Raw genomic sequence first — 17,872 nt, forward strand, 5'->3', positions numbered from 1 at the left:
CTCGCGTGAAAAGCCCGCCCACGGTCGCGGGCTTTTTTCGTTGCCGCCTGCGGGCATTGCGGACAGGCCGATGTTCCCGTAACGCTCTCACTCGAAAACAACGAGGGGGACCGCCATGGGGATCACGCTCTATTCCGGGCCGCTGAGCCTGTTCTCGCGCAAGGTCGAGATCGCGCTGGCCGAGAAGGGCCTGGCGCATGAGCGGATCATGGTGCCCTTCACCCAGACCGAGGGCTACCGGCCGAAGCACCCGGCGGTGCTGGCTGCCAACCCCAAGGGCCAAGTGCCGGTGCTGGTCGACGGCGACCTCACCCTGTTCGATTCGACGGTGATCCTCGACTATCTCGAGGACGCCTATCCGACGCCTCCGCTGTTTCCGCACGGCGCCGCCGGCCGCGCCCGCTGCCGCCTGGCCGAGCTGGAGGCCGACGAGATCGTGATGCCGGACGTCCGGCCGCTGATGCATCGCAGCGAACCGCCCGATCCGGCCCGGCGCGAGGCGCAGGAGGTCGGCGCCCGCAAGGCGGAAGAATCGCTGCGCGGCCATTGGCGCCGGCTGGACGGCCGGCTGGCCGGGCACGCCTTCCTGTTCGACGCCCTGACCGTCGCCGACATCGCCTTGTTCATGACCGTGCTGTTCGCCCTGCGGCTGCACGGTCCGCGGCTGGACGGGTTCCCAGCCCTGGCCGCGTGGTACGAAAGCCTCTCCGCCCGCCCGGCCTTTGCCAAGGTCCTTGCCGAGGTCGCCGCCGCCGACCGCGAGCTGTCGCCGCATCTGTTCGACGCGTAGGTCGGCCCCCCAGCGCTTTTGCACCGACTTTTATCCCCCTCCTCTTGCGGGAGGGCATCTATAGATCGAGGACGGCGAAGCCTTCCGCATCCGCGGCGGCGTCAATCCGGCGAGGTCGCGGCGGCAGGGGCGGCCGGCGCCGCGGCGTCAGGATCCCGCACCGCCCGCAGGTCGCGGATGAACAGGCAGCCGAGCCCGGCGGCGATGCAGGCGGCGGCGCTGAGGCCGATCACCGCCGCCGGCGGCAGCACGGTCAGCAGTGCCCCGCCGGCCCCGACCCCGAGCGGCGAGACGGTCAGCAGGATGGTGCGCCGGGCGGCGAAGGCGCCGGCCAGGCGGCGCGCCGGCACCCGCCGCTGGATCACCGAGGCCTCGAGCGCGAGATAGGGTCCCCAGGCGACGCCGCCGAGCAGCATGATCGCGATCGCCGCCGGCAGGCTGTCGACCAGCACCAGCGGCGCGATGACCAGGCCGAAGGCGACGACGGTGAGCGCATTCATCAGCCCCGGGCCGCGACGGGACAGCGGCTTCACCAGCAGCAGGCCGGCCAGGGCGCCGATGCCGAAGGCGGCCCACAGCGCGCCGAAGCCGGCGGCGCCGGTGTGCAGCCGGTCGCGCGCGAAGGCGGCCAGCGCCGGCTCCAGCGGGCCGTAGGCGACCCAATAGACGATGCCGAGACACAGCAGCGCCCGCAGCGCCGGATCGGTCAGCAGCGGCCGGAAGCCCAGCCAGCCGCCGGAATCATCCGGCTCTGCCGTCTCTGCAGGCGCCCTCGCCGGCAGCCCGGCCGCGATCAGACCGGCGGCCAGCAGAAGGGCGACCGGCACCGCCACCGCGACCGCCCCGCCCATCGCCGCGGCCAGCACGCCGCCCAGCGCCGGGCCGAAGATGTAGGGCAGCTGGTCGCCCACCGACAGCAGGCCGTTGGCGCCGGCCAGGCCGCGGCCGCCTGCCAGCGTCGGCAGCAGCGCCCGCGACCCGGCATAGGTGAAGGGCGACAGCGCCCCGGCCGCGGCGACGGCGAGGAAGATGACGGTGAGGTCCAGCCCGCCCGCCAGCTGCAGCAGCGGCACCGCCGACAGACAGAGGGCACGGGCGAGATTGTCCACCAGCATCAGCCGGGCGGCGCCGAAACGGTCGAGCAGCCAGCCCGCCAGCGGCCCGGCCACGATCGCCGGAATCTGATGCACCAGCACCACCATCGCGGCCATGGCCGGCGCGCCCGAGTCCTCCAGCACGAACCACAGCAGCGCGATCAGCATGAACTGGTCCGCCGTCGTCGCCAGCAGCAGAACGGCCGTCAGCCGAGTCACGGGGGAGATCGTCATGGCGTCACTCCGGCGGCGCGGTGCGGTCGATCGGGCAGTCGTGACCGCAGGCCGGCCAATCGCACCACCGGCAGCCCCGGTCGGCCTCCGCCCGGCTGCGGCGCGGCGCAGCGAGCATCGCGTCCATCAGCCGCGCGAGATGGTCGCGATCCTCGGGGGCGAGCGGGGCGATCAAGGCGTCCAGCGCGCAGCGCCGGGCATAGAGCAGGCGCCGCACCGCGGCATCGCCGGCCGGGGAAAGGGCGAGCTGGACTTCCCGCCCGGAGCGGGAGCGGAGCATCAGCCCCTCCCGTTCCAGCCGGTCGACCAGCCGGACGGCGCCGGAATGGGTCAGCGCCAGCCGCCGCCGCAGCCAGTCGAGGCTGCGGCCTGGGTTGTGCGCGACCAGCACAAGCGCCTCGCAAGCTCGTTCATCGAGCGACAGCGCCGTCCGTGCCGCCGTCACGGCATCGGTCACCGCCAGCCCGAGGGCGCCGAGGAGGTTCGTAGCGTATGAGTCGCTCATATGAGCGGAACATGAGTCGGCGGGACCAGGTTCCGCCCGGCCGGGCTCAGCGCCGCACCACCGGATCCGGCGAGAAGCGGGCCTGGCGAGGGTCGAGCTCATGGCCCTGCCGCTCGGTCAGCAATCCGTACAGCTCCGGCCGCCTTCCGCGGATCCAGCGCCGGCCGGTGGAGAGCGGCAGCAGGTCGAGGTCGAGATCGGCGACGACCATGGCGTCGTCGGCCACGCCGGTCTCGGCCAGGATGCGGCCATAGGGGTCCAGCACCATGGCATTGCCGGTGCGCACCTCGCCGTCATCCTCGCCGACGCCGTTGCTGAACAGCAGGAACAGGCCGTTGTCATGCGCCCGCGCCGGCAGCCAGCGCATCAGCCAGCCGCGGCCCTTCGGCCCAGCGAACTCGGCCTCGATCGCCGCCGGCTCCTCGCGCCGCCGGTGCCACAGCGCCGGGTCGATCAGCCCCATGGCGTGCGGGCTGCGCGAGGCGCAGCCGCCGGTCTGGTGCGGCGCCAGCAGGATCTCGGCGCCCAAAAGCGCCGTGGCCCGGGCATTCTCCACCAGGTTGTTGTCCCAGCAGATCAGCACGCCCAGCCGCACGCCCCACGGCGTGTCGAACACGGTGTAGCGGCTGCCGCTGGCGATGTGGTCGTTCTCGAAGGCGTGCAGCTTGCGATGGCAATGCACCGATCCGTCCGGCAGGCAGACGGCGTAGGAATTGGTGAAGCGGCCGTCGCCGCCCGCCTCGACCAGCCCGGCGCCGATCGCCATGCCGTGCTGCATCGCCAGCGCGCGAACCGCCTGCACCGACGGCCCGTCCGGCACCGGCTCGGCCAGGGCGGCGATGGCGTCGCGGCCCAGGTTGCGGACATGCCAGTAGCCGGTGACGCACATCTCCGGGAAGGCCAGGATCTTCACCCCTTCCGCCGCCGCGGCTTCGGTGAAGTGGCGGATGCGGGACAGGTTGTACGGCTTGTCGCCGGCCCGGTGGCGGAACTGGACGGTGGCGGCGCGCAGCAGGGTCATCACGGCCTCGCGGGATGTCGGGGACGCGAGTCTAGCTGCCGAGGGGCCTGTGCATGGACTATCATCCCTGCACCATGCCCGATCGAAACCGCACAACACTGGACTGGGACGATGTCCGCTACGCCGTCGCGCTGGCCCGGCACGGCAGCCTGTCCGCCACCGCCCGGGCGCTGGGCGTGAACCACGCCACCGTGTCGCGCCGGCTGGATGGGCTGGAGCGGGCGCTGGGCCGGCCGATCTTCGACCGCCGCCCCGACGGCTACCGGCCGAACTCGGCCGGCTTATCGGTGCTGGCCGAGGCCGAGGCGATGGAGGCCGGGGCGATGGCCCTGCTGCGCCGGCTCGACCGGGTCGAGGACGGTCCGGCCGGGCCGGTGCGGCTGACCACCGCACGGTCGCTGGCGCTGGGCTTCCTGATCGACCGGCTGGACGGGCTGCGCCGCCGCCATCCGGGCATCGAACTGGAGCTGGTGCTGGAGACGCGGATCACCAGCCTGGCCCGGCGCGAGGCCGAGATCGCCCTGCGCCTGGGCCGGCCGGCGGACAGCGCCCTGGTCGGAAAGCGGGTGGCGGCCATCGCCTATCGCGCCTATGCGTCGCCCACGGTGGCGGCCGAGGCGGAGGCGGGCGGCACCCCGCCTCTGATCGGTGACGAGGACGGCGGATCCGAGGCCGCCTGGCTGGCGCGGCGCCACCCCGGCCGCCCGATCGCCTTCCGCTGCGACAGCCAGATGGCGCAGGCCGCCGCTGCCCGCGCCGGCTGGGGCGTGGCGTTGCTGCCGCGCTTCCTGGGCGACCCCGATCCCGGGCTCGCGCCGGTCGCGCTCGACGCCCTGCCGCCGCCGCGCGAGATCTGGCTGCTGATCCGCCCCGACCTGGCCGAGGTGCCACGGGTGCGGGCGGTGGCCGACGCGCTGGCCGGGCTGTTCCGCGAGAACCGGGCGCTGTTCGGCTAGGTTCGGACCACGCCCCGCAGCAGCGCCGCGACGGCCAGCGCCAGCACGCCCGCCACGGCAACCGGGATCGCCGCCGCCGGCCAGCCCGCGGCGTCGACCACGCCGCCGACCGCGACCGGGCCGATCACCTGGCCGAGATTGCTGCCCTGCATGGTCAGGCCGAGCGTCATCGGCCCGAGCCTCGGCTTCGGCGCCACCAGCGCCGCGGCCCCCAGCACCGTGGCCGGCAGCAGCCCGCCGACACCGGAGAACAGGACGCAGAGCAGGAACACCACCGTCGGCGGCAGGGCCAGGGCGAAGACGGCGATGCCGGACGCAGTCATGACGGCAGCAGCGATGGCGATCAGCGCCCAGCGGGCCGCGCCGCGCCCGAGCAGCAGGCCGGCGGCCAGGTTGCCCAGGACATTGGCGCCGACCGCGACGGCGCTGAGCGCCCCGGCCGCGGCGACGGTCACGCCCATCCGCTCCATCAGCAGCACCGGCAGGAAGCTGGCGAGGGCGAAGTAGAGCAGGCTGTACAGCACGAAGGCCGAGGCCAGCAGCAGCGGCCCGCGCGAGGTCGCGGTCAGCGCCGCGTCGCGGCCTATTCCGCGCCAGGACAGGTGGTCGTCGCTGGCGGACCCCGCCCGGACGGCGATGAGCAGCAGCAGGACGAAGGCGCCGGCCAGAATGGCATTGGCCAGCCAGAACGGCCGCCATCCCGCGAGCGAGGCGCCGAGCAGCAGGGCGATCGCCATGCCGGCCGGCATGAAGGCGCTCCAGATCCCGAAAGCGAGGTCGCGATCCTCCGCCGCGACGATCCGCTGCAGCAGGGCCGGCGCCGCGACCACGATCAGGAGGAAGCCCAGCCCCTCGAGAATCCGGGTGCCGAGCAGCAGCGGGAAGCTTCCCGCCGCCGCACCGGCCGCGCTGCCCAGCGCCAGGGCGGCGAGGCCGAGCGCCAGCAGCCGGCGGTCGCCGAACCGGGCCACCGCCGCGCCGGCCGGGATGCCGCCGGCCACGCCCAGCAGGGCGAAGACCGACATGATCCAGCCGGCCGCCTCCAGCCCCAGGCCGAACTCGGCGCGCAGGGCCGGCAGGGCGATGGCGCCCTTGCCGACCTGCAGCGCCGCGACCACGCCGGAGGCGACGACCACGGCCACCGCGACCCAGCGGGTCGGCGGCGCCTCGGCCCGTGCGAGCGCTGCGATCACGCCGCGGACTCCAGGATCGGCCGGCAGCTCTGGATCGCACGGGTCCAATGGACCAGGCGCCGCAGCATCCGGGCCACGATCGCCCGTGTCGGCCCATCGACCAGCCGCAACTGGTCATCGAATTTTCCGGCGGCCTGGCTGACGAAGATCTCCGGCTGGTTCAGCACATGCAGGCCGGTGGTGATCGCCACGTCGCGCAGATGCAATTGCGCCCGCACCGTGCCCATCCCGACCGAAGCGCCGAGGATCGCCGCCGGCTTGCCGGCCAGCACCGAGGCACCGTAGGGACGGGAGGCCCAGTCGATGGCGTTCTTCAACGCCGGCGCGATCGAATAGTTGTATTCCGGCACGGCCAGCAGCAGCGCGTCGGCTGCCGCGATCTTCGCGTGCAGGTCCTGCACCGAAGGCGGGAAGCCCCGCGCCTCGACATCCTCGTCGAAGAACGGCAGGTCGTTCAGCGGGCGGATCTCCAGCGTGGCGTCCGCCGGCAGCAATTCGCCCGCCGCGCGCAGCAGCGCCGTGTTCAGCGACGCCCGCCGCAGGCTGCCCGACAGGCCGAGGATGTGGACCGGGTTCGACATGGCAAGCCCCTTCCGAGTCTGGCCGGCGCCGTCGCCGGCGCCGGATGGAGGGGATTTGGGCAGGAAGCGGCCGAATGCGCATCGGCGAGCTTCGTATGCACCCTATACGATTCCGTATGACCGATCAGGGCGGATTGAGCTCCGGCGCCCGGGCCTTCAGCCCGGCCACGGCGAAGTCGATGAAGGCGCGGATGCGCGGCGAGTCGCGCAGGTCGGCATGCACGCCCAACCGCACCGACTGCACCGGGCAGGACACCGGCGTCTCGATCCGCCGCAGCGCCGGGCGCGCATCGCCCAGCAGCCGTGGCAGGGCGGCCATCGCCAGCCCGGTCTCGGCCGCGGCCATCTGAGATCCCAGGCCGCTGGTGCGCGAGATCACCCGCGCCTGCGGCGCGATGCCGTGCAGCCAGACCGCCTGGGTCGACCGGGCGGCGAACTCGTACATGGTGACCACGGCGTGGCCGGCGCAGCCGGCGGCGAAGTCCGGCGGGCCGTGCCGGTCGAGATAGCCGGGCGTGGCGTAGAGGCCGTAGCCGACCTCCGCCACCTTGCGCTCGATCAGGTCCTCCTGGGCGAAGGCGGCGAAGCGGAAGGCGAGGTCGGCCTCGCGCCGCGACAGGTTGAAGACACGCGGCTCGTTCAAGAGCTCGATCGCCACCAGCGGATGCAGCGCGCCGAACCGCGCGGTGATCGGGGCGACGACATGATCGCCGAACCAGTCCAGGCTGGTGATGGTGATGGCGCCCTGCAGGCCGGTGTCGCGCGCGGCGATCCGGCGCTCCACCGCCAGCGCCCCCTCCTCCATCCGCTGCAGCCCGTCGACCAGCGCGGCGCAGAGCGGCGTCGGGGACAGGCCGCCGGCGGAACGCTCGAACAGCTTGACGCCGATCCGCCGCTCCAGCCCGTCCAGCCGCCGGCTGACTGTCGGCTGGGTGGTGCGCAGGGCCCGCGCCGCGGCGCTGAGCGAGCCGTGCCGGGCCACGGCGAAGGCGATCTTCAGGTCGTCCCAATCCATGGGTGATGGACTCCGACGGGCGGAGTCCATCTATACGAAACCGCATGGATCCTTGGCCAGGGCATCCTAACCGGCCGCGACGGCGCCGTTCAGGTGGAGCGCGAAGCCGCCGGCCTCGGGATCGCCCAGACCGGGGCGAAGCTGCATGCTCGGGATCAGATAGTCGCCGCCATTCTGCTGCCGATAGGGAATCGGCGGGGTGGTCGCGAGCGTCCGCATCCTCTCGCGCAGGCCCTCGGCGACGGTCTCGAAGCCGGCCTCGGAGAGACGATCGACCCGGTAGGCCACGAAGGGCGGCAGCACCTCATAGCCCGGATAGTACAGAATCCCGTGATTGATCGGGAACAGCAGGTCGTCGATCGGCCCGTTGACCCCGCGGGCGGAGTAGTGCTCCTCCCAGCCGCCAGCGGTGACGATCAGCATCGCGCGCTTGCCCGCCAGCGTCCCCTCGCCGTAGCGGTCGCCCCATCGCCGGTCGCTGTGCTCGCCGACGCCATAGGCGAAGCCGTAGGCGAACACCCGGTCGACCCAGCCCTTGAGGATGGCCGGCATGCCGAACCACCAGAGGGGGAACTGGAGGATCAGGGCATCGGCCCACAGCAGCTTCTCGATCTCGGCCTTGACATCCTCGGTCAGCGCATCGGCCTCGAAAGCCGTCTTGGAGGCCGCGACCGCTATGAGCCGCTCACCCGGCGTCAGTGCTGGGAAGTCGGCGCGGTCGACCTCGGACTTCCAGCCTTCGGCATAGAGGTCGGACACCCGCACCTGGTGGCCCTGGGCCTCGAGCTCCTGGACGGCGACGTCGCGGAGCGCGGCGTTGAGCGAACCCGGTTCGGGATGGGCGAAGACAAGCAGGATTTTCATGGTCGGCGATCCTTTCAGAGGGAATCGCCCCTCCAGATGGCCGGCGGACAGCCGATCCGGTATATGTCGGGAATGGATAGGATTGTGCCGATAAATGGATAGGCCGGACGTCACGCTCGAACGCATGCGCAGCTTCGTCCGGGTCGCCGAACGCGGCAGCCTGTCGGCCGTGGCGCGCGAGCTCGGGATCGGCCAGTCGACGGTGACGCGGCATCTGCGGGAGCTGGAGGAGGCCGTCGGCGTGCCCCTGCTCAGCCGGACCACGCGGCGCGTGACCATGACCGACGAGGGCGGCCGCTACTATGCCGACTGCGTCCAGATCCTGCGCCTGGTCGACCAGGCGGGCGACGAGGCGCGGGCGACGCGTGGTGCTGCGGCCGGCACGATCCGGATCTCCTGCACGGCCGCTTTCGGGGTGCTGCATGTCAGCCGGCTGATCTTCGCCTTCCAGGACCAATACCCTGACATCGGCGTCGATCTCAGCCTGACCGACGAGCGCGTCGACCTGGTGCGGGAGGGGGTGGACATCGCGCTGCGCCTCGGCCCGCTCACCGACAGCTCGATGAAGCTGCGGGCCCTCGGCCGGTCCCGGCGGCTCCTGGTGGCGGCGCCGGAGTATCTGGCACAGCAGCGGGGCCGGCCGGCGGTGCCTCAGGACCTGGCCGGCCACGAGGGCATCCGGATGACGAACATCGCCGGCAGCGACACGCTCGTTCTCGAGGGGCCGGGCGGCGAGCGCCATGCGGTGCCCTTCGGCGGGCGGTTCCGGGTCGATCACGGGCTCGCCGCGCGCGAGGCCATGGCCGCCGGCCGCGGCATCGCCCCGGCCCATCGCTGGCTGGTCGACGACCTGCTGACGGCCGGACGGCTGGAGGCGGTGCTGCCGGGCTATGAGCCGCCGCCGGTGCCCCTGAGCCTGCTGATCGTGCCGGAGCGGGCGGGCATCGCCCGGGTCCGGCTGCTGGTCGACTTCCTGGCCGGGCAGGTCGCCGGCCTGCCGGGGATCGAGGCCGGCTGACGGCCTCGCCCGGCGGCGAGGTCCTTACGGGCAGGGGTTCGAGTAGACGGCGTGGATCGACTCGATGCCCTGGATCACCTCGGGCGGCAGCGCGATCTCGGCCGCGGCGATGTTGGTGCGCAGATGATCCATCGACGTGGCGCCGATGATCACCGAGGTCATGAACGGCCGCGACAGGGCATAGGCGATCGCCATCTGCGCCGGGTCAAGCCCATGCTCGCGCGCCAGGGCGATGTAGCGCCTGGTCGCCGGCTCGGCGTTCGGCGTGTCGTAGCGCGACTTCCGGCCGTCGATGGCGCGGCGCGATCCCGGCGGCACCTGGCCGTCGAGATACTTGCCGGTCAGCGTGCCGGCGGCCAGCGGGGCGTAGCCGAGCAGACCGATCTGCTCGCGATGGGCGCATTCGGCGAGGCCCACCTCGAAGCTGCGGTTCAGCAGGTTATAGGGGTTCTGGATCGAAACCGGGCGCGGCAGGCCGAGGCGATCCGACGCCTCGACGAAGCGCATCAGGCCCCAGGGCGTCTCGTTCGACAGGCCGACATGGCGGATGCGGCCGGCCTTCACCTCCTCGGCCAACGCCGCCAGCGTCTCTTCCGGCGCGACGAAGTCCTCGGCCGCGTCATGGGCGTAGCCGAGCTTGCCGAAGCTGTTGACCGAGCGGTTCGGCCAGTGCAGCTGGTACAGGTCGATCCGGTCGGTGCGCAGCCGCTTCAGGCTGGCCTCGACCGCCGCCTTGACGTTCTTGGCGTCGAGCCGCGGCTTGCCGTCGCGGATATAGTTCAGATGCGCGCCGGGGCCGGCGATCTTGGAGGCCAGGACCACCTGGTTGCGCCTGCCGGTCTTCGCGAACCAGCTGCCGATGATCTCCTCGGTCCGGCCGTAGGTCTCGACGGTCGGCGGCACGGCATACATCTCGGCCGTGTCCCAGAAGGTGACGCCGCGGTCGAGCGCGTAGTCCATCTGGGCATGGCCCTCAGCCTCGGTGTTCTGCCGCCCCCAGGTCATGGTGCCGAGGCAGATCGCGGTGACGTCGAGGCCGGTGCGGCCGAGCGGACGCTGTTCCATCAGGGGCTCCGGGAGCGGATCGTGATTGGTCGGACGATTTGGCTATAGCCGGAAACGCCGCCGGACGGAACCGCGATGCGGCCTCAGCCCGTCTTCGCCAGGCCGCTCGACCGGATCAGCTCGACAACGGCAGGCGTGATGCGCTCGACGATCGCCTTCACGCCCGCGGCGTTGGGGTGCATGCCGTCGGGCTGGTTCAGCGCCGTGATCGTCGCCACCCCGTCGAGGAAGAAGGGATAGAGCGCCACGCCATGGGCCTCGGCCAGCTCCGGGAAGATCGGGTCGAAGGACGCGGCATAGGCCGGGCCGAGGTTGCGCGCGGCCCGCATGCCGGCCAGCAGGGTCGGGATCTTCTCCTGCCCCAGCCGGGCCAGGATCTTGTCCAGATTGGCCCGGGTCGAGGCCGGATCGACGCCGCGCAGCATGTCGTTGGCGCCGAGCTCGACGATCGCGAGGTCGGGCTTGTCGGCCAGGGCCCAGTCCAGCCGGTCCAGCCCGCCGGCGCTGGTGTCGCCCGAGACGCCGCCGTTCAGCAGCTTCACGTCATGGCCCTTCGCCCGCAGCGCCGACTCGAGCTGCGGGACGAAGCCGTCCGTCTCGTCCAGCCCGAAGCCGGCGGTCAGGCTGTCGCCCAGGACAAGGATGCGGATCGTTCCCGCCTGCGCCGGGACCGGCATCGCGGCGACGGCGCACAGGGCCAGGAGCGCCGCATTGAAAAGGCGCCGCGCGGCGCCATCTGTCCGGAGTCGGGCGAGAGACCACAGGATGGACATGGACGGGACACCTCCTGCACCGCAGGCCGGCTTCGGGGCAGCAGAGGCCGCCCCGCCGAGCATCCGGCTGACCGATGTGCACCTTGAATTGGCGAGCGCGGCCGGCCCCGTCAACATCCTGCGCGGAATCGACCTGTCGGTCGGCGCCGGCGAGGTGGTGTCGATCGTCGGCCCCTCCGGCTCCGGCAAGTCCAGCCTGATGATGCTGATCGGCGGGCTGGAGCGGCCGACCCAGGGCCGGGTCGAGGTCGCCGGGCGCGAGTTGTCGGCCCTGAACGAGGACCAGCTGGCGCTGTTCCGCCGCGACCACGTCGGCATCGTGTTCCAGAACTTCCACCTGGTGCCGACCATGACGGCGCTGGAGAACGTCGCCATCCCGCTGGAGTTCGCCGGCGCGGCCGACGCGTTCGAGCAGGCGGCTGAGCGGCTGCGCGCGGTCGGGCTGGGTCACCGGTTGAGCCACTATCCCGGCCAGCTGTCGGGCGGCGAGCAGCAGCGCACCGCCCTGGCCCGCGCCTTCGCCGCCGACCCCGACGTGATCCTGGCCGACGAGCCTACCGGCAACCTGGATGGCGAAACCGGCCGGCAGGTGATCGAGCTGATGTTCGACCTGTCGCGCCGGCGCGGCGCCACGCTGCTCCTGATCACCCACGACCCGGCTCTGGCGACGCGCTGCGACCGCATCGTCCGGCTGGTCGACGGCCGCATCACCGATGCCGGCCTCGCCCCCTCCGCCGCCCTGGCCCGGCTGAAATGAGCTTCCGCAACGCCGCCCGCCTAGCCCGGCGCGAGCTGCGCGGCGGCCTGAAGGGCTTCCGCATCTTCCTGGCCTGCCTGGCGCTGGGCGTCGGAGCGATCGCCGCGGTGCAGTCGGTCGCCGACGGCATCCGCCGCAGCATCGCCGAGGACGGCCAGGCGATCCTGGGCGGCGACATCGAGCTGCACCGCCTGTACCAGCCGGCGACGGCGGAGGAACGGGCGCAGTTCGAGGCCGCCGGCCGGGTGTCGGAGGTGGTCGAGACCCGCGGCATGGCCCGCAACCCGCAGGACGAGGCGACGACGCTGGTCGAGCTGAAGGCCGTCGACGGCGCCTATCCGCTGTACGGAAGGATGGAGCTGGAGGGCGGCGGCGACCTGCAGGCGGTGCTGGCGCCGCGGGACGGCGTCTGGGGCGCGGTGGCCGACCCGGAGGTGGCGGCGCGGCTGGGCGTGTCGGCCGGCGACAAGATCGCGGTCGGCGATGCGGTGCTGCAGCTGCGCGGTACCATCGCGCGCGAGCCGGACAAGGCCGGCAGCGGTTTTGCCATCGGGCCGCGGCTGATGATCGCCCGCGGGGCGCTGGACGCCAGCGGCCTGATCCAGCCCGGTTCGATGCTGACCTGGGACTACCGTCTCGCCCTGCCGCGCGGCAGCGACACGCGCGAGGTCGCCGAGACCCTGAAGGCGCAGAATACGGACGCCAATTGGCGGGTGCGCGACGACCGCGACGCGGCGCCGTCGCTGCGCCGGACCATCGATCAGCTGACCATGTACCTGACCCTGGTCGGGCTGACCGCCCTCCTGGTCGGCGGCGCCGGGGTCGGCAACGCGGTGCGGGCCTGGCTGGATGCGCGGTTGGCCACCATCGCCACGCTGAAATGCCTGGGTGCGCCCGGCCGGCTGATCTTCCAGACCTATCTGCTGCAGGTGCTGGTGCTGTCCGCCCTCGGCATCGCCATCGGCCTTCTGATCGGCGCCGCGGCGCCCTCGGCCGTCGCCGCGCTGATCCAGGGGCTGCTGCCGGTCGAGGCCCGGATCGGGGTCTATCCCGGCGCCCTGCTGCTGGCCGCCGGCTTCGGCCTGCTGACCAGCCTGACCTTTTCGCTGTGGCCGCTGGCCCGTGCCACCCGCATCCCGGCCGCGGCGCTGTTCCGCGACCGGGTGGCGCCGCGCCACGCCCGGCCGGCGGCGCGCTTCGTCGCCGTCACCGGCCTGTGCGCCGCCGCCCTGGCCGGCCTCGCCGTCGCCACCGCGGCGGACCCGAAGCTGGCCGCGATCTTCGTCGGCGGCGCGGTCGCCGCCATCCTGCTGTTCACCGGCACCGCGCTCGGCATAATGGCGCTGTCGCGTCGCGCGCCCCGTTCCCGCCGGCCGGGGCTGCGCCTGGCTCTGGCCAACCTGCACCGGCCGGGCGCGCCGACGCCGCAGATCGTGCTGTCGCTCGGCCTCGGCTTGACCGTGCTGGCGGCGATCGCCCTGATCCAGGGCAACATGGACCGGCAGATCCGCGACACCCTGCCAGACCAGGCGCCGTCCTTCTTCTTCGTCGACGTGCAGAAGTCGCAGAAGCAGCAGTTCGATGCCCTGATCCAGGGCACGCCGGGCGCCGCCGACCTGGCCGAGGTGCCCAGCCTGCGAGGCCGGATCGCGGCGGTGAACGGCGTGCCGGCCGACAAGGCGGTGGTCGACGCCAGCAAGTCGAACTGGCTGCGCGGCGACCGCGGCGTCACCTATGCCGCGGCGATGCCGCCGAAGGACAGGCTGCTGCAGGGCCAGTGGTGGCCGGCCGGCTATGACGGCCCGCCACAGATCTCGGTCTACAAGGACATCGCCGAGGCCTTCGGGCTGAAGCCGGGCGACCGGATGACGATCAACGTGCTGGGCCGTGACATCGAGGCCGAGGTCGCCAGCATCCGCGACATCGACTGGAGCACGCTGGGCATCAACTTCACCCTGATCATGTCGCCGAAGCCGCTGTCGGCCGCGCCGCACACCTGGCTGGCCACGGTCCGGGTGCCGGCGGCCGGGGAGCCGGCGCTGCAGAGGGCGGTGACCGAGGCCTTTCCCAACGTCACCACGGTGCGCCTGAAGGATGCGCTGGAGACGGTGAACGCCCTTCTGTCCCAGATCGGCACGGCGGTGCGGTCGACCGCCGGCGTCACCGTCCTGGCCGGCGCCCTGGTGCTGGCGGGCGCCGTGGTGGCGGGGCACCGCCGCCGGATCTACGACGCCGTGGTGCTGAAGGTGCTGGGCGCCACCCGCGGCGATGTGCTGCGCGCCTTCCTGATCGAATACGGCCTGCTGGGCCTGCTCACCGCCGTCATCGCCTGCGCGCTGGGCAGCGTCGCCGCCTGGGCCGTGCTGACCTTCGTGATGGAGATCGACTGGGCCTTCCTGCCGCTGACCCTCTTGGGCACCGCGGCGCTGTGCGTCGCCATCACGCTGGGCTTCGGCTTCCTCGGCACCTGGGTGGCGCTGGGCCAGAAGGCGGCGCCGCTGCTGCGCAACGAATAGGGCTTGCGGTCGCAACGCCTGAGGCCCTTCGGCGCAGGCGTCAACTGTTGTATGTTGGCCCGACGCTGCCAATATCTGCCGCGTGGTTCTTCACCACATTAGGGGTTTCAAGATGGCCTTCGATCCACAGGGCCGCTACGCAACACCGGGCGCCGGCGCGCGTACCATCGAGCGTGCGGCGTTCGACGAGGGTCTGCGGCAGTACATGCTGCGGATCTACTGGTACATGGCCGGCGGCCTGCTGGTCAGCGGCATTACCGCCGCGGTGGTGATGTTCACCCCGCTCGGCGGCGTGTTCCTGGCCGCCAACGCCTTCGGGCAGGTCGGCCTGACCCTGCCGGGCTGGATCGCGCTGCTGGCGCCGATCGGCCTCATTCTCTGGATGAGCATGGGCATCCGCTCGATGAGCGCGTCCACGCTGCAGAGCCTGTACTGGGCGTTCGTGGCCCTGCAGGGCATCGGCCTGGCGCCGATCCTGCTGGCCTATACCGGCGAGAGCGTGGTCCGGGTGTTCTTCATCACCGCGGCCTCCTTCGCGGGGCTGAGCCTGTACGGCTACACCACCCGGCGCAGCCTGTCGGCCTTCGGCTCGTTCCTGGTGATGGGCCTGTTCGGCATCATCATCGCCAGCCTGGTCAACATCTTCCTGGCCTCGAGCGGCCTGGCCTTCGTCATCAGCGTGCTCGGCGTGCTGATCTTCGCCGGCCTGATCGCCTACGACACCCAGCGGCTGAAGGAGCAGTACGCCGAGGGGCTGGGCCAGGAGGTCGAGACCAAGACCGCGGTCTGGGGCGCGCTGACGCTGTACCTGAACTTCCTGAACCTGTTCCTGTTCCTGCTGCGGCTGTTCGGCAACCGCAACTGACGGACCGTCGTCATGACGGACAGCCCGGCGGCCTCGGCCGCCGGGCTTCGCTTTTCCGGACCGCGCCATCGATATGGACATGACCGAAGCCGTTCCCGACCAGTCCCGAAAAGGCCGCCTGGCCGACGCGCTGGACAGCTGGATCGTCGACCACTGCGTGTTCCGGACCTTCGTCAACACCCGGGTCGAGATCGCGCCGGGTGTCTGGCGGTCCGGCCAGCCGCTGCCCTACCAGATCCGCGGCATGGCCCGCGACGGCATCCGCACCATCATCAACCTGCGCGGCCCGCGCGATTGCGGCTCGTACCGCCGCGAGGCCGAGGCTTGCCGCCGTTACGGCATCACCCTGGTCGACGTCACCACCAAGTCGCGCGACGCGCCGAAGGTCAGCGTGCTGCACCAGATCAAGCGGGCGCTGGACGCGGCGGAGTACCCGATCCTGGTGCATTGCAAATCGGGCTCCGACCGCGCCGGGCTGGCGGCGGCGCTGATCCTGATGACGCGCGAGAACACGCCGCCGGCCGAGGCGCTGAAGCAGCTGCACTGGCGCTACCTGCACTTCAAGAAGTCGCCGACCGGCCTGCTGGACCGCTTCATCGAGGCCTATGCCGAGGCCAATGCGCGCGAGCCGATCGCCTTCTGGGACTGGGTCGACACCGCCTATGACCGCAAGAAGGTGAAGGCCTCCTTCACCCCCAGCGGCCTCGCCACCATGATCGTGGACGGGCTGCTCAAGCGGGAGTGAGGCGGCTTCCCGCAGGTCCGAATTCGGTCTATATTCGGGCCGAGGCAAGGAGGCCGCGATGAAGCTGTCCGACCGCATCAAGCCGATCAGCTACCTGAAAGCCCACGCCCCGGAGGTGATCCAGGGGCTGCGGGAGGGGCAGGAGCCGTTCATCATCACCGTCAACGGCGAAGCCAAGGCGGTGCTGCAGGACATCGACAGCTACGAGCAGACCCAGGAGACGCTGGCGCTGCTGAAGATCCTGGCAATGGGCGAGCGTGAGATCGAGGCTGGCGAGGGGCTGCCTGTCGACGAAGCCTTCGCCGAGATTCGGGCCAACCTCAAGATCTGATTCGCGATGGCGCTCAAGGTCATCCTGTCACCTGCCGCAAGGCGGGACGTCGAGGAGATCTGGCGCTTCATTGCGGAACAGGACTCCGTCGAGAATGCCAGCAGGGTGCTGGAAGCCCTCCAGGACGCCATGAAAGGGCTCGGAAATCTGCCGCAGCGTGGCAACGTCCCAAAGGAATTAAGGGCGTTCGGCAATACCGAGTACCGCGAGATCCATTATAAGCCATACCGCATCATCTATCGGATCGGCGCGACAACCGTGAACGTCCATGGCGTTTTCGATGGGCGCCGGAATATGCAGATTCTGCTGCAGCGCCGGCTGCTGAAATCGCTTTGAGCCAAATGAAAAGGGCGCAGCCTCGGCCGCGCCCTTTCCCGTTTCCGTCCCTGAACCCGGTTCTTACGCGTAGTGCTGGCCGAAGCGGTTGGCCAGGAAGTCGGACAGATCGGCCTGCTCCTGCCGCACGAAGCCGCTCTGCGGCAGCTTGCCCGAGCGGTGCAGGTCGACCATGGCGCAGATGCCGGCCGCGGTCGTCACCTGGATCGCGCTCCACAGCTGGCCGGCGATCTCCTTGGCATAGACCTTCTTGGCGTAGGTCTCCTGCATCAGCCGGCCTTCCTTCTTGCCCCAGGCGGTGACGAAGATCAGGACCACGTCCTGCTTGGTCATCGGGATCGAGGCCTCGAGCACATCCTTCAGGATATCGCGGCGCTGCCCCAGCTGCAGCTCGTTGACCAAGAGCTTGACGATGTCGCGATGGCCCGGATAGCGCACGGTCTTGTAGTTCAGGAACTTGACCTTGCCGTCCAGCGTCTCGCACAGCGTGCCGAGGCCGCCCGAGGTGTTGAACGCCTCGTAGTCGATGCCGTCGAGCGAGATGTGCTCCATGCCCTCGAGCGGCAGCACCTCGCGCAGCTCGCCCTCATGGATCGCCTCGCAGGGATTGCAGTACTCGTTGATCAGCCCGTCGGTCGACCAGGTCAGGTTGTATTTCAGCGCGTTCGACGGATAGACCGGCAGGGCGCCGACGCGCATGTGCAGCGTGTGCAGCTCGTCGAAGCGCTTGGCCAGGTCGTAGCCGACGATCGAGATGAAGCCCGGGGCCAGGCCGCATTGCGGGGTGAAGGCGGTCTTCGCGCCCTCGGCCAGGGCCTTGACCCGACGGGTGCTCTCGACGTCCTCGGTCAGGTCGAAATAATGGGCGCCGCGGTCCTTCGCCGCCTCGGCGATCAGCGGCGTCAGGTGGAACGGCGCGGCCGAGATCACCACGTCGTGGCCGGACACCGCGTCGCGCAGCGCCTGCGGGTCGTCGAAGCGCAGCTGGCGCTTGGCGACGCCGGCATCGAGCCGGTCGAGCATGCCCTGGTCCTGGTCGCCGACGGTGAGGTCGTAGTCGCCGGTGGCGGTCAGCAGGGCGGTGATGCAGGTGCCGATCTTGCCGCCGCCGAGCAGCAGAACCTTGGTCATGACGCCTCTCCTTCAGACGAACGCCCCGCGGCAAAGGCGCCGGGACGGTTCGGATGGCGCCGTCTCTACACCCGCCGGAAAG

The 17,872-nt window shown here is 71.3% G+C and carries 19 protein-coding genes; 9 read left to right on the forward strand and 10 right to left on the reverse strand.

The features are described from left to right. Positions 1-115: 115 nt before the first annotated feature. Positions 116-790, forward strand: a complete 675-nt coding sequence (locus ACFW16_RS13735; RefSeq protein WP_380305769.1) for a glutathione S-transferase family protein — start codon at positions 116-118, stop codon at positions 788-790. A gap of 101 nt (positions 791-891) precedes the next feature. On the opposite strand, the gene ACFW16_RS13740 is transcribed toward ACFW16_RS13735, so the two are convergent. Genes ACFW16_RS13740 through ACFW16_RS13750 form a run of 3 tightly spaced genes read right to left on the reverse strand, consistent with a single transcriptional unit; the run spans position 892 to position 3,644 of the window. Next, positions 892-2,118 carry an MFS transporter gene (locus tag ACFW16_RS13740; RefSeq protein ID WP_380305771.1) on the reverse strand — a complete coding sequence of 409 codons (1,227 nt, stop codon included), beginning with the start codon at positions 2,116-2,118 and terminating at the stop codon, positions 892-894. A gap of 4 nt (positions 2,119-2,122) precedes the next feature. Next, positions 2,123-2,623 carry a MarR family winged helix-turn-helix transcriptional regulator gene (locus tag ACFW16_RS13745; RefSeq protein ID WP_380305773.1) on the reverse strand — a complete coding sequence of 167 codons (501 nt, stop codon included), beginning with the start codon at positions 2,621-2,623 and terminating at the stop codon, positions 2,123-2,125. A gap of 46 nt (positions 2,624-2,669) precedes the next feature. Beyond that, positions 2,670-3,644 carry a nitrilase family protein gene (locus ACFW16_RS13750; protein ID WP_380305775.1) on the reverse strand — a complete coding sequence of 325 codons (975 nt, stop codon included), beginning with the start codon at positions 3,642-3,644 and terminating at the stop codon, positions 2,670-2,672. Between the two features lie 53 nt (positions 3,645-3,697). On the opposite strand from ACFW16_RS13750, the gene ACFW16_RS13755 reads away from it, so the two are divergent. Continuing rightward, positions 3,698-4,600, forward strand: coding sequence for a LysR family transcriptional regulator (locus ACFW16_RS13755; protein ID WP_380305777.1), 903 nt, complete (start codon positions 3,698-3,700; stop codon positions 4,598-4,600). Here ACFW16_RS13755 and ACFW16_RS13760 read toward each other — a convergent pair. The 4 genes from ACFW16_RS13760 to ACFW16_RS13775 all read right to left on the reverse strand — a co-directional run bounded on the left by ACFW16_RS13760 (position 4,597) and on the right by ACFW16_RS13775 (position 8,253). Beyond that, positions 4,597-5,793, reverse strand: a complete 1,197-nt coding sequence (locus tag ACFW16_RS13760; protein WP_380305779.1) for an MFS transporter — start codon at positions 5,791-5,793, stop codon at positions 4,597-4,599. The two genes, ACFW16_RS13755 and ACFW16_RS13760, sit on opposite strands and share 4 nt — an antisense overlap. Continuing rightward, positions 5,790-6,374: an NADPH-dependent FMN reductase gene (locus ACFW16_RS13765; RefSeq protein ID WP_380305781.1), complete on the reverse strand. Its 585-nt coding sequence runs from the start codon at positions 6,372-6,374 to the stop codon at positions 5,790-5,792. The genes ACFW16_RS13760 and ACFW16_RS13765 overlap by 4 nt, the downstream gene beginning before the upstream one ends. A gap of 124 nt (positions 6,375-6,498) precedes the next feature. Beyond that, complete coding sequence (locus tag ACFW16_RS13770; RefSeq protein WP_380305783.1) at positions 6,499-7,389, reverse strand: LysR family transcriptional regulator; 891 nt, start codon at positions 7,387-7,389, stop codon at positions 6,499-6,501. A 66-nt stretch (positions 7,390-7,455) separates the two neighbouring features. Next, entirely contained in the window at positions 7,456-8,253 is a 798-nt protein-coding gene (locus ACFW16_RS13775) for an NAD(P)H-dependent oxidoreductase (protein WP_380305785.1), read from the reverse strand. 94 nt (positions 8,254-8,347) lie between these two features. Here ACFW16_RS13775 and ACFW16_RS13780 point away from each other — a divergent pair, with 94 nt between their 5' ends. Further along, positions 8,348-9,271 (forward strand): LysR family transcriptional regulator, encoded by a 924-nt coding sequence (locus ACFW16_RS13780; RefSeq protein WP_380305786.1) that lies wholly within the window; start codon positions 8,348-8,350, stop codon positions 9,269-9,271. Positions 9,272-9,295: 24 nt separating this feature from the next. On the opposite strand, the gene ACFW16_RS13785 is transcribed toward ACFW16_RS13780, so the two are convergent. Beyond that, the gene (locus tag ACFW16_RS13785; protein WP_380305788.1) at positions 9,296-10,336 is read right to left on the reverse strand and encodes an aldo/keto reductase; all 1,041 of its coding nucleotides are present in this window, start codon (positions 10,334-10,336) and stop codon (positions 9,296-9,298) included. 83 nt (positions 10,337-10,419) lie between these two features. Beyond that, positions 10,420-11,109 carry an arylesterase gene (locus ACFW16_RS13790; protein WP_380305790.1) on the reverse strand — a complete coding sequence of 230 codons (690 nt, stop codon included), beginning with the start codon at positions 11,107-11,109 and terminating at the stop codon, positions 10,420-10,422. Here ACFW16_RS13790 and ACFW16_RS13795 point away from each other — a divergent pair. The 6 genes from ACFW16_RS13795 to ACFW16_RS13820 all read left to right on the forward strand — a co-directional run bounded on the left by ACFW16_RS13795 (position 11,108) and on the right by ACFW16_RS13820 (position 16,659). Then, positions 11,108-11,866: an ABC transporter ATP-binding protein gene (locus ACFW16_RS13795; protein ID WP_380305792.1), complete on the forward strand. Its 759-nt coding sequence runs from the start codon at positions 11,108-11,110 to the stop codon at positions 11,864-11,866. The two genes, ACFW16_RS13790 and ACFW16_RS13795, sit on opposite strands and share 2 nt — an antisense overlap. Next, on the forward strand, positions 11,863-14,382 hold the full coding sequence (locus ACFW16_RS13800; RefSeq protein WP_380305794.1) for an ABC transporter permease: 2,520 nt from the start codon (positions 11,863-11,865) through the stop codon (positions 14,380-14,382). The genes ACFW16_RS13795 and ACFW16_RS13800 overlap by 4 nt, the downstream gene beginning before the upstream one ends. A gap of 112 nt (positions 14,383-14,494) precedes the next feature. Further along, positions 14,495-15,247 (forward strand): Bax inhibitor-1/YccA family protein, encoded by a 753-nt coding sequence (locus tag ACFW16_RS13805; protein WP_380305796.1) that lies wholly within the window; start codon positions 14,495-14,497, stop codon positions 15,245-15,247. 79 nt (positions 15,248-15,326) lie between these two features. Next, a complete protein-coding gene (locus tag ACFW16_RS13810; protein ID WP_380305798.1) occupies positions 15,327-15,992 on the forward strand; it encodes a tyrosine-protein phosphatase in 666 nt (221 codons plus the stop codon). Positions 15,993-16,050: 58 nt separating this feature from the next. Continuing rightward, complete coding sequence (locus ACFW16_RS13815) at positions 16,051-16,323, forward strand: type II toxin-antitoxin system Phd/YefM family antitoxin (protein WP_380305800.1); 273 nt, start codon at positions 16,051-16,053, stop codon at positions 16,321-16,323. A 6-nt stretch (positions 16,324-16,329) separates the two neighbouring features. Next, entirely contained in the window at positions 16,330-16,659 is a 330-nt protein-coding gene (locus ACFW16_RS13820) for a type II toxin-antitoxin system RelE/ParE family toxin (protein WP_380305802.1), read from the forward strand. 63 nt (positions 16,660-16,722) lie between these two features. Here the strand turns inward: ACFW16_RS13820 and ACFW16_RS13825 are convergent, their stop codons facing one another. Further along, on the reverse strand, positions 16,723-17,790 hold the full coding sequence (locus ACFW16_RS13825) for a saccharopine dehydrogenase family protein (RefSeq protein ID WP_380305804.1): 1,068 nt from the start codon (positions 17,788-17,790) through the stop codon (positions 16,723-16,725). Between the last annotated feature and the right edge of the window lie 82 nt (positions 17,791-17,872).

Source organism: Inquilinus sp. NPDC058860 (genome assembly GCF_042743185.1).
In the GTDB taxonomy this organism is placed as follows: Bacteria; Pseudomonadota; Alphaproteobacteria; order DSM-16000; family Inquilinaceae; genus Inquilinus.

What these genes read in the sequence shown, in the direction of transcription:
- ACFW16_RS13735 (WP_380305769.1), top strand. Translation starts at nt 116, where the DNA reads ATGGGGATCACGCTCTATTCCGGGCCGCTGAGCCTGTTCTCGCGCAAG.
- ACFW16_RS13740 (WP_380305771.1), bottom strand. Translation starts at nt 2,118, where the DNA reads ATGACGATCTCCCCCGTGACTCGGCTGACGGCCGTTCTGCTGCTGGCG.
- ACFW16_RS13745 (WP_380305773.1), bottom strand. Translation starts at nt 2,623, where the DNA reads ATGAGCGACTCATACGCTACGAACCTCCTCGGCGCCCTCGGGCTGGCG.
- ACFW16_RS13750 (WP_380305775.1), bottom strand. Translation starts at nt 3,644, where the DNA reads ATGACCCTGCTGCGCGCCGCCACCGTCCAGTTCCGCCACCGGGCCGGC.
- ACFW16_RS13755 (WP_380305777.1), top strand. Translation starts at nt 3,698, where the DNA reads ATGGACTATCATCCCTGCACCATGCCCGATCGAAACCGCACAACACTG.
- ACFW16_RS13765 (WP_380305781.1), bottom strand. Translation starts at nt 6,374, where the DNA reads ATGTCGAACCCGGTCCACATCCTCGGCCTGTCGGGCAGCCTGCGGCGG.
- ACFW16_RS13770 (WP_380305783.1), bottom strand. Translation starts at nt 7,389, where the DNA reads ATGGATTGGGACGACCTGAAGATCGCCTTCGCCGTGGCCCGGCACGGC.
- ACFW16_RS13775 (WP_380305785.1), bottom strand. Translation starts at nt 8,253, where the DNA reads ATGAAAATCCTGCTTGTCTTCGCCCATCCCGAACCGGGTTCGCTCAAC.
- ACFW16_RS13780 (WP_380305786.1), top strand. Translation starts at nt 8,348, where the DNA reads ATGGATAGGCCGGACGTCACGCTCGAACGCATGCGCAGCTTCGTCCGG.
- ACFW16_RS13785 (WP_380305788.1), bottom strand. Translation starts at nt 10,336, where the DNA reads ATGGAACAGCGTCCGCTCGGCCGCACCGGCCTCGACGTCACCGCGATC.
- ACFW16_RS13795 (WP_380305792.1), top strand. Translation starts at nt 11,108, where the DNA reads ATGGACGGGACACCTCCTGCACCGCAGGCCGGCTTCGGGGCAGCAGAG.
- ACFW16_RS13790 (WP_380305790.1), bottom strand. Translation starts at nt 11,109, where the DNA reads ATGTCCATCCTGTGGTCTCTCGCCCGACTCCGGACAGATGGCGCCGCG.
- ACFW16_RS13800 (WP_380305794.1), top strand. Translation starts at nt 11,863, where the DNA reads ATGAGCTTCCGCAACGCCGCCCGCCTAGCCCGGCGCGAGCTGCGCGGC.
- ACFW16_RS13805 (WP_380305796.1), top strand. Translation starts at nt 14,495, where the DNA reads ATGGCCTTCGATCCACAGGGCCGCTACGCAACACCGGGCGCCGGCGCG.
- ACFW16_RS13810 (WP_380305798.1), top strand. Translation starts at nt 15,327, where the DNA reads ATGACCGAAGCCGTTCCCGACCAGTCCCGAAAAGGCCGCCTGGCCGAC.
- ACFW16_RS13815 (WP_380305800.1), top strand. Translation starts at nt 16,051, where the DNA reads ATGAAGCTGTCCGACCGCATCAAGCCGATCAGCTACCTGAAAGCCCAC.
- ACFW16_RS13820 (WP_380305802.1), top strand. Translation starts at nt 16,330, where the DNA reads ATGGCGCTCAAGGTCATCCTGTCACCTGCCGCAAGGCGGGACGTCGAG.
- ACFW16_RS13825 (WP_380305804.1), bottom strand. Translation starts at nt 17,790, where the DNA reads ATGACCAAGGTTCTGCTGCTCGGCGGCGGCAAGATCGGCACCTGCATC.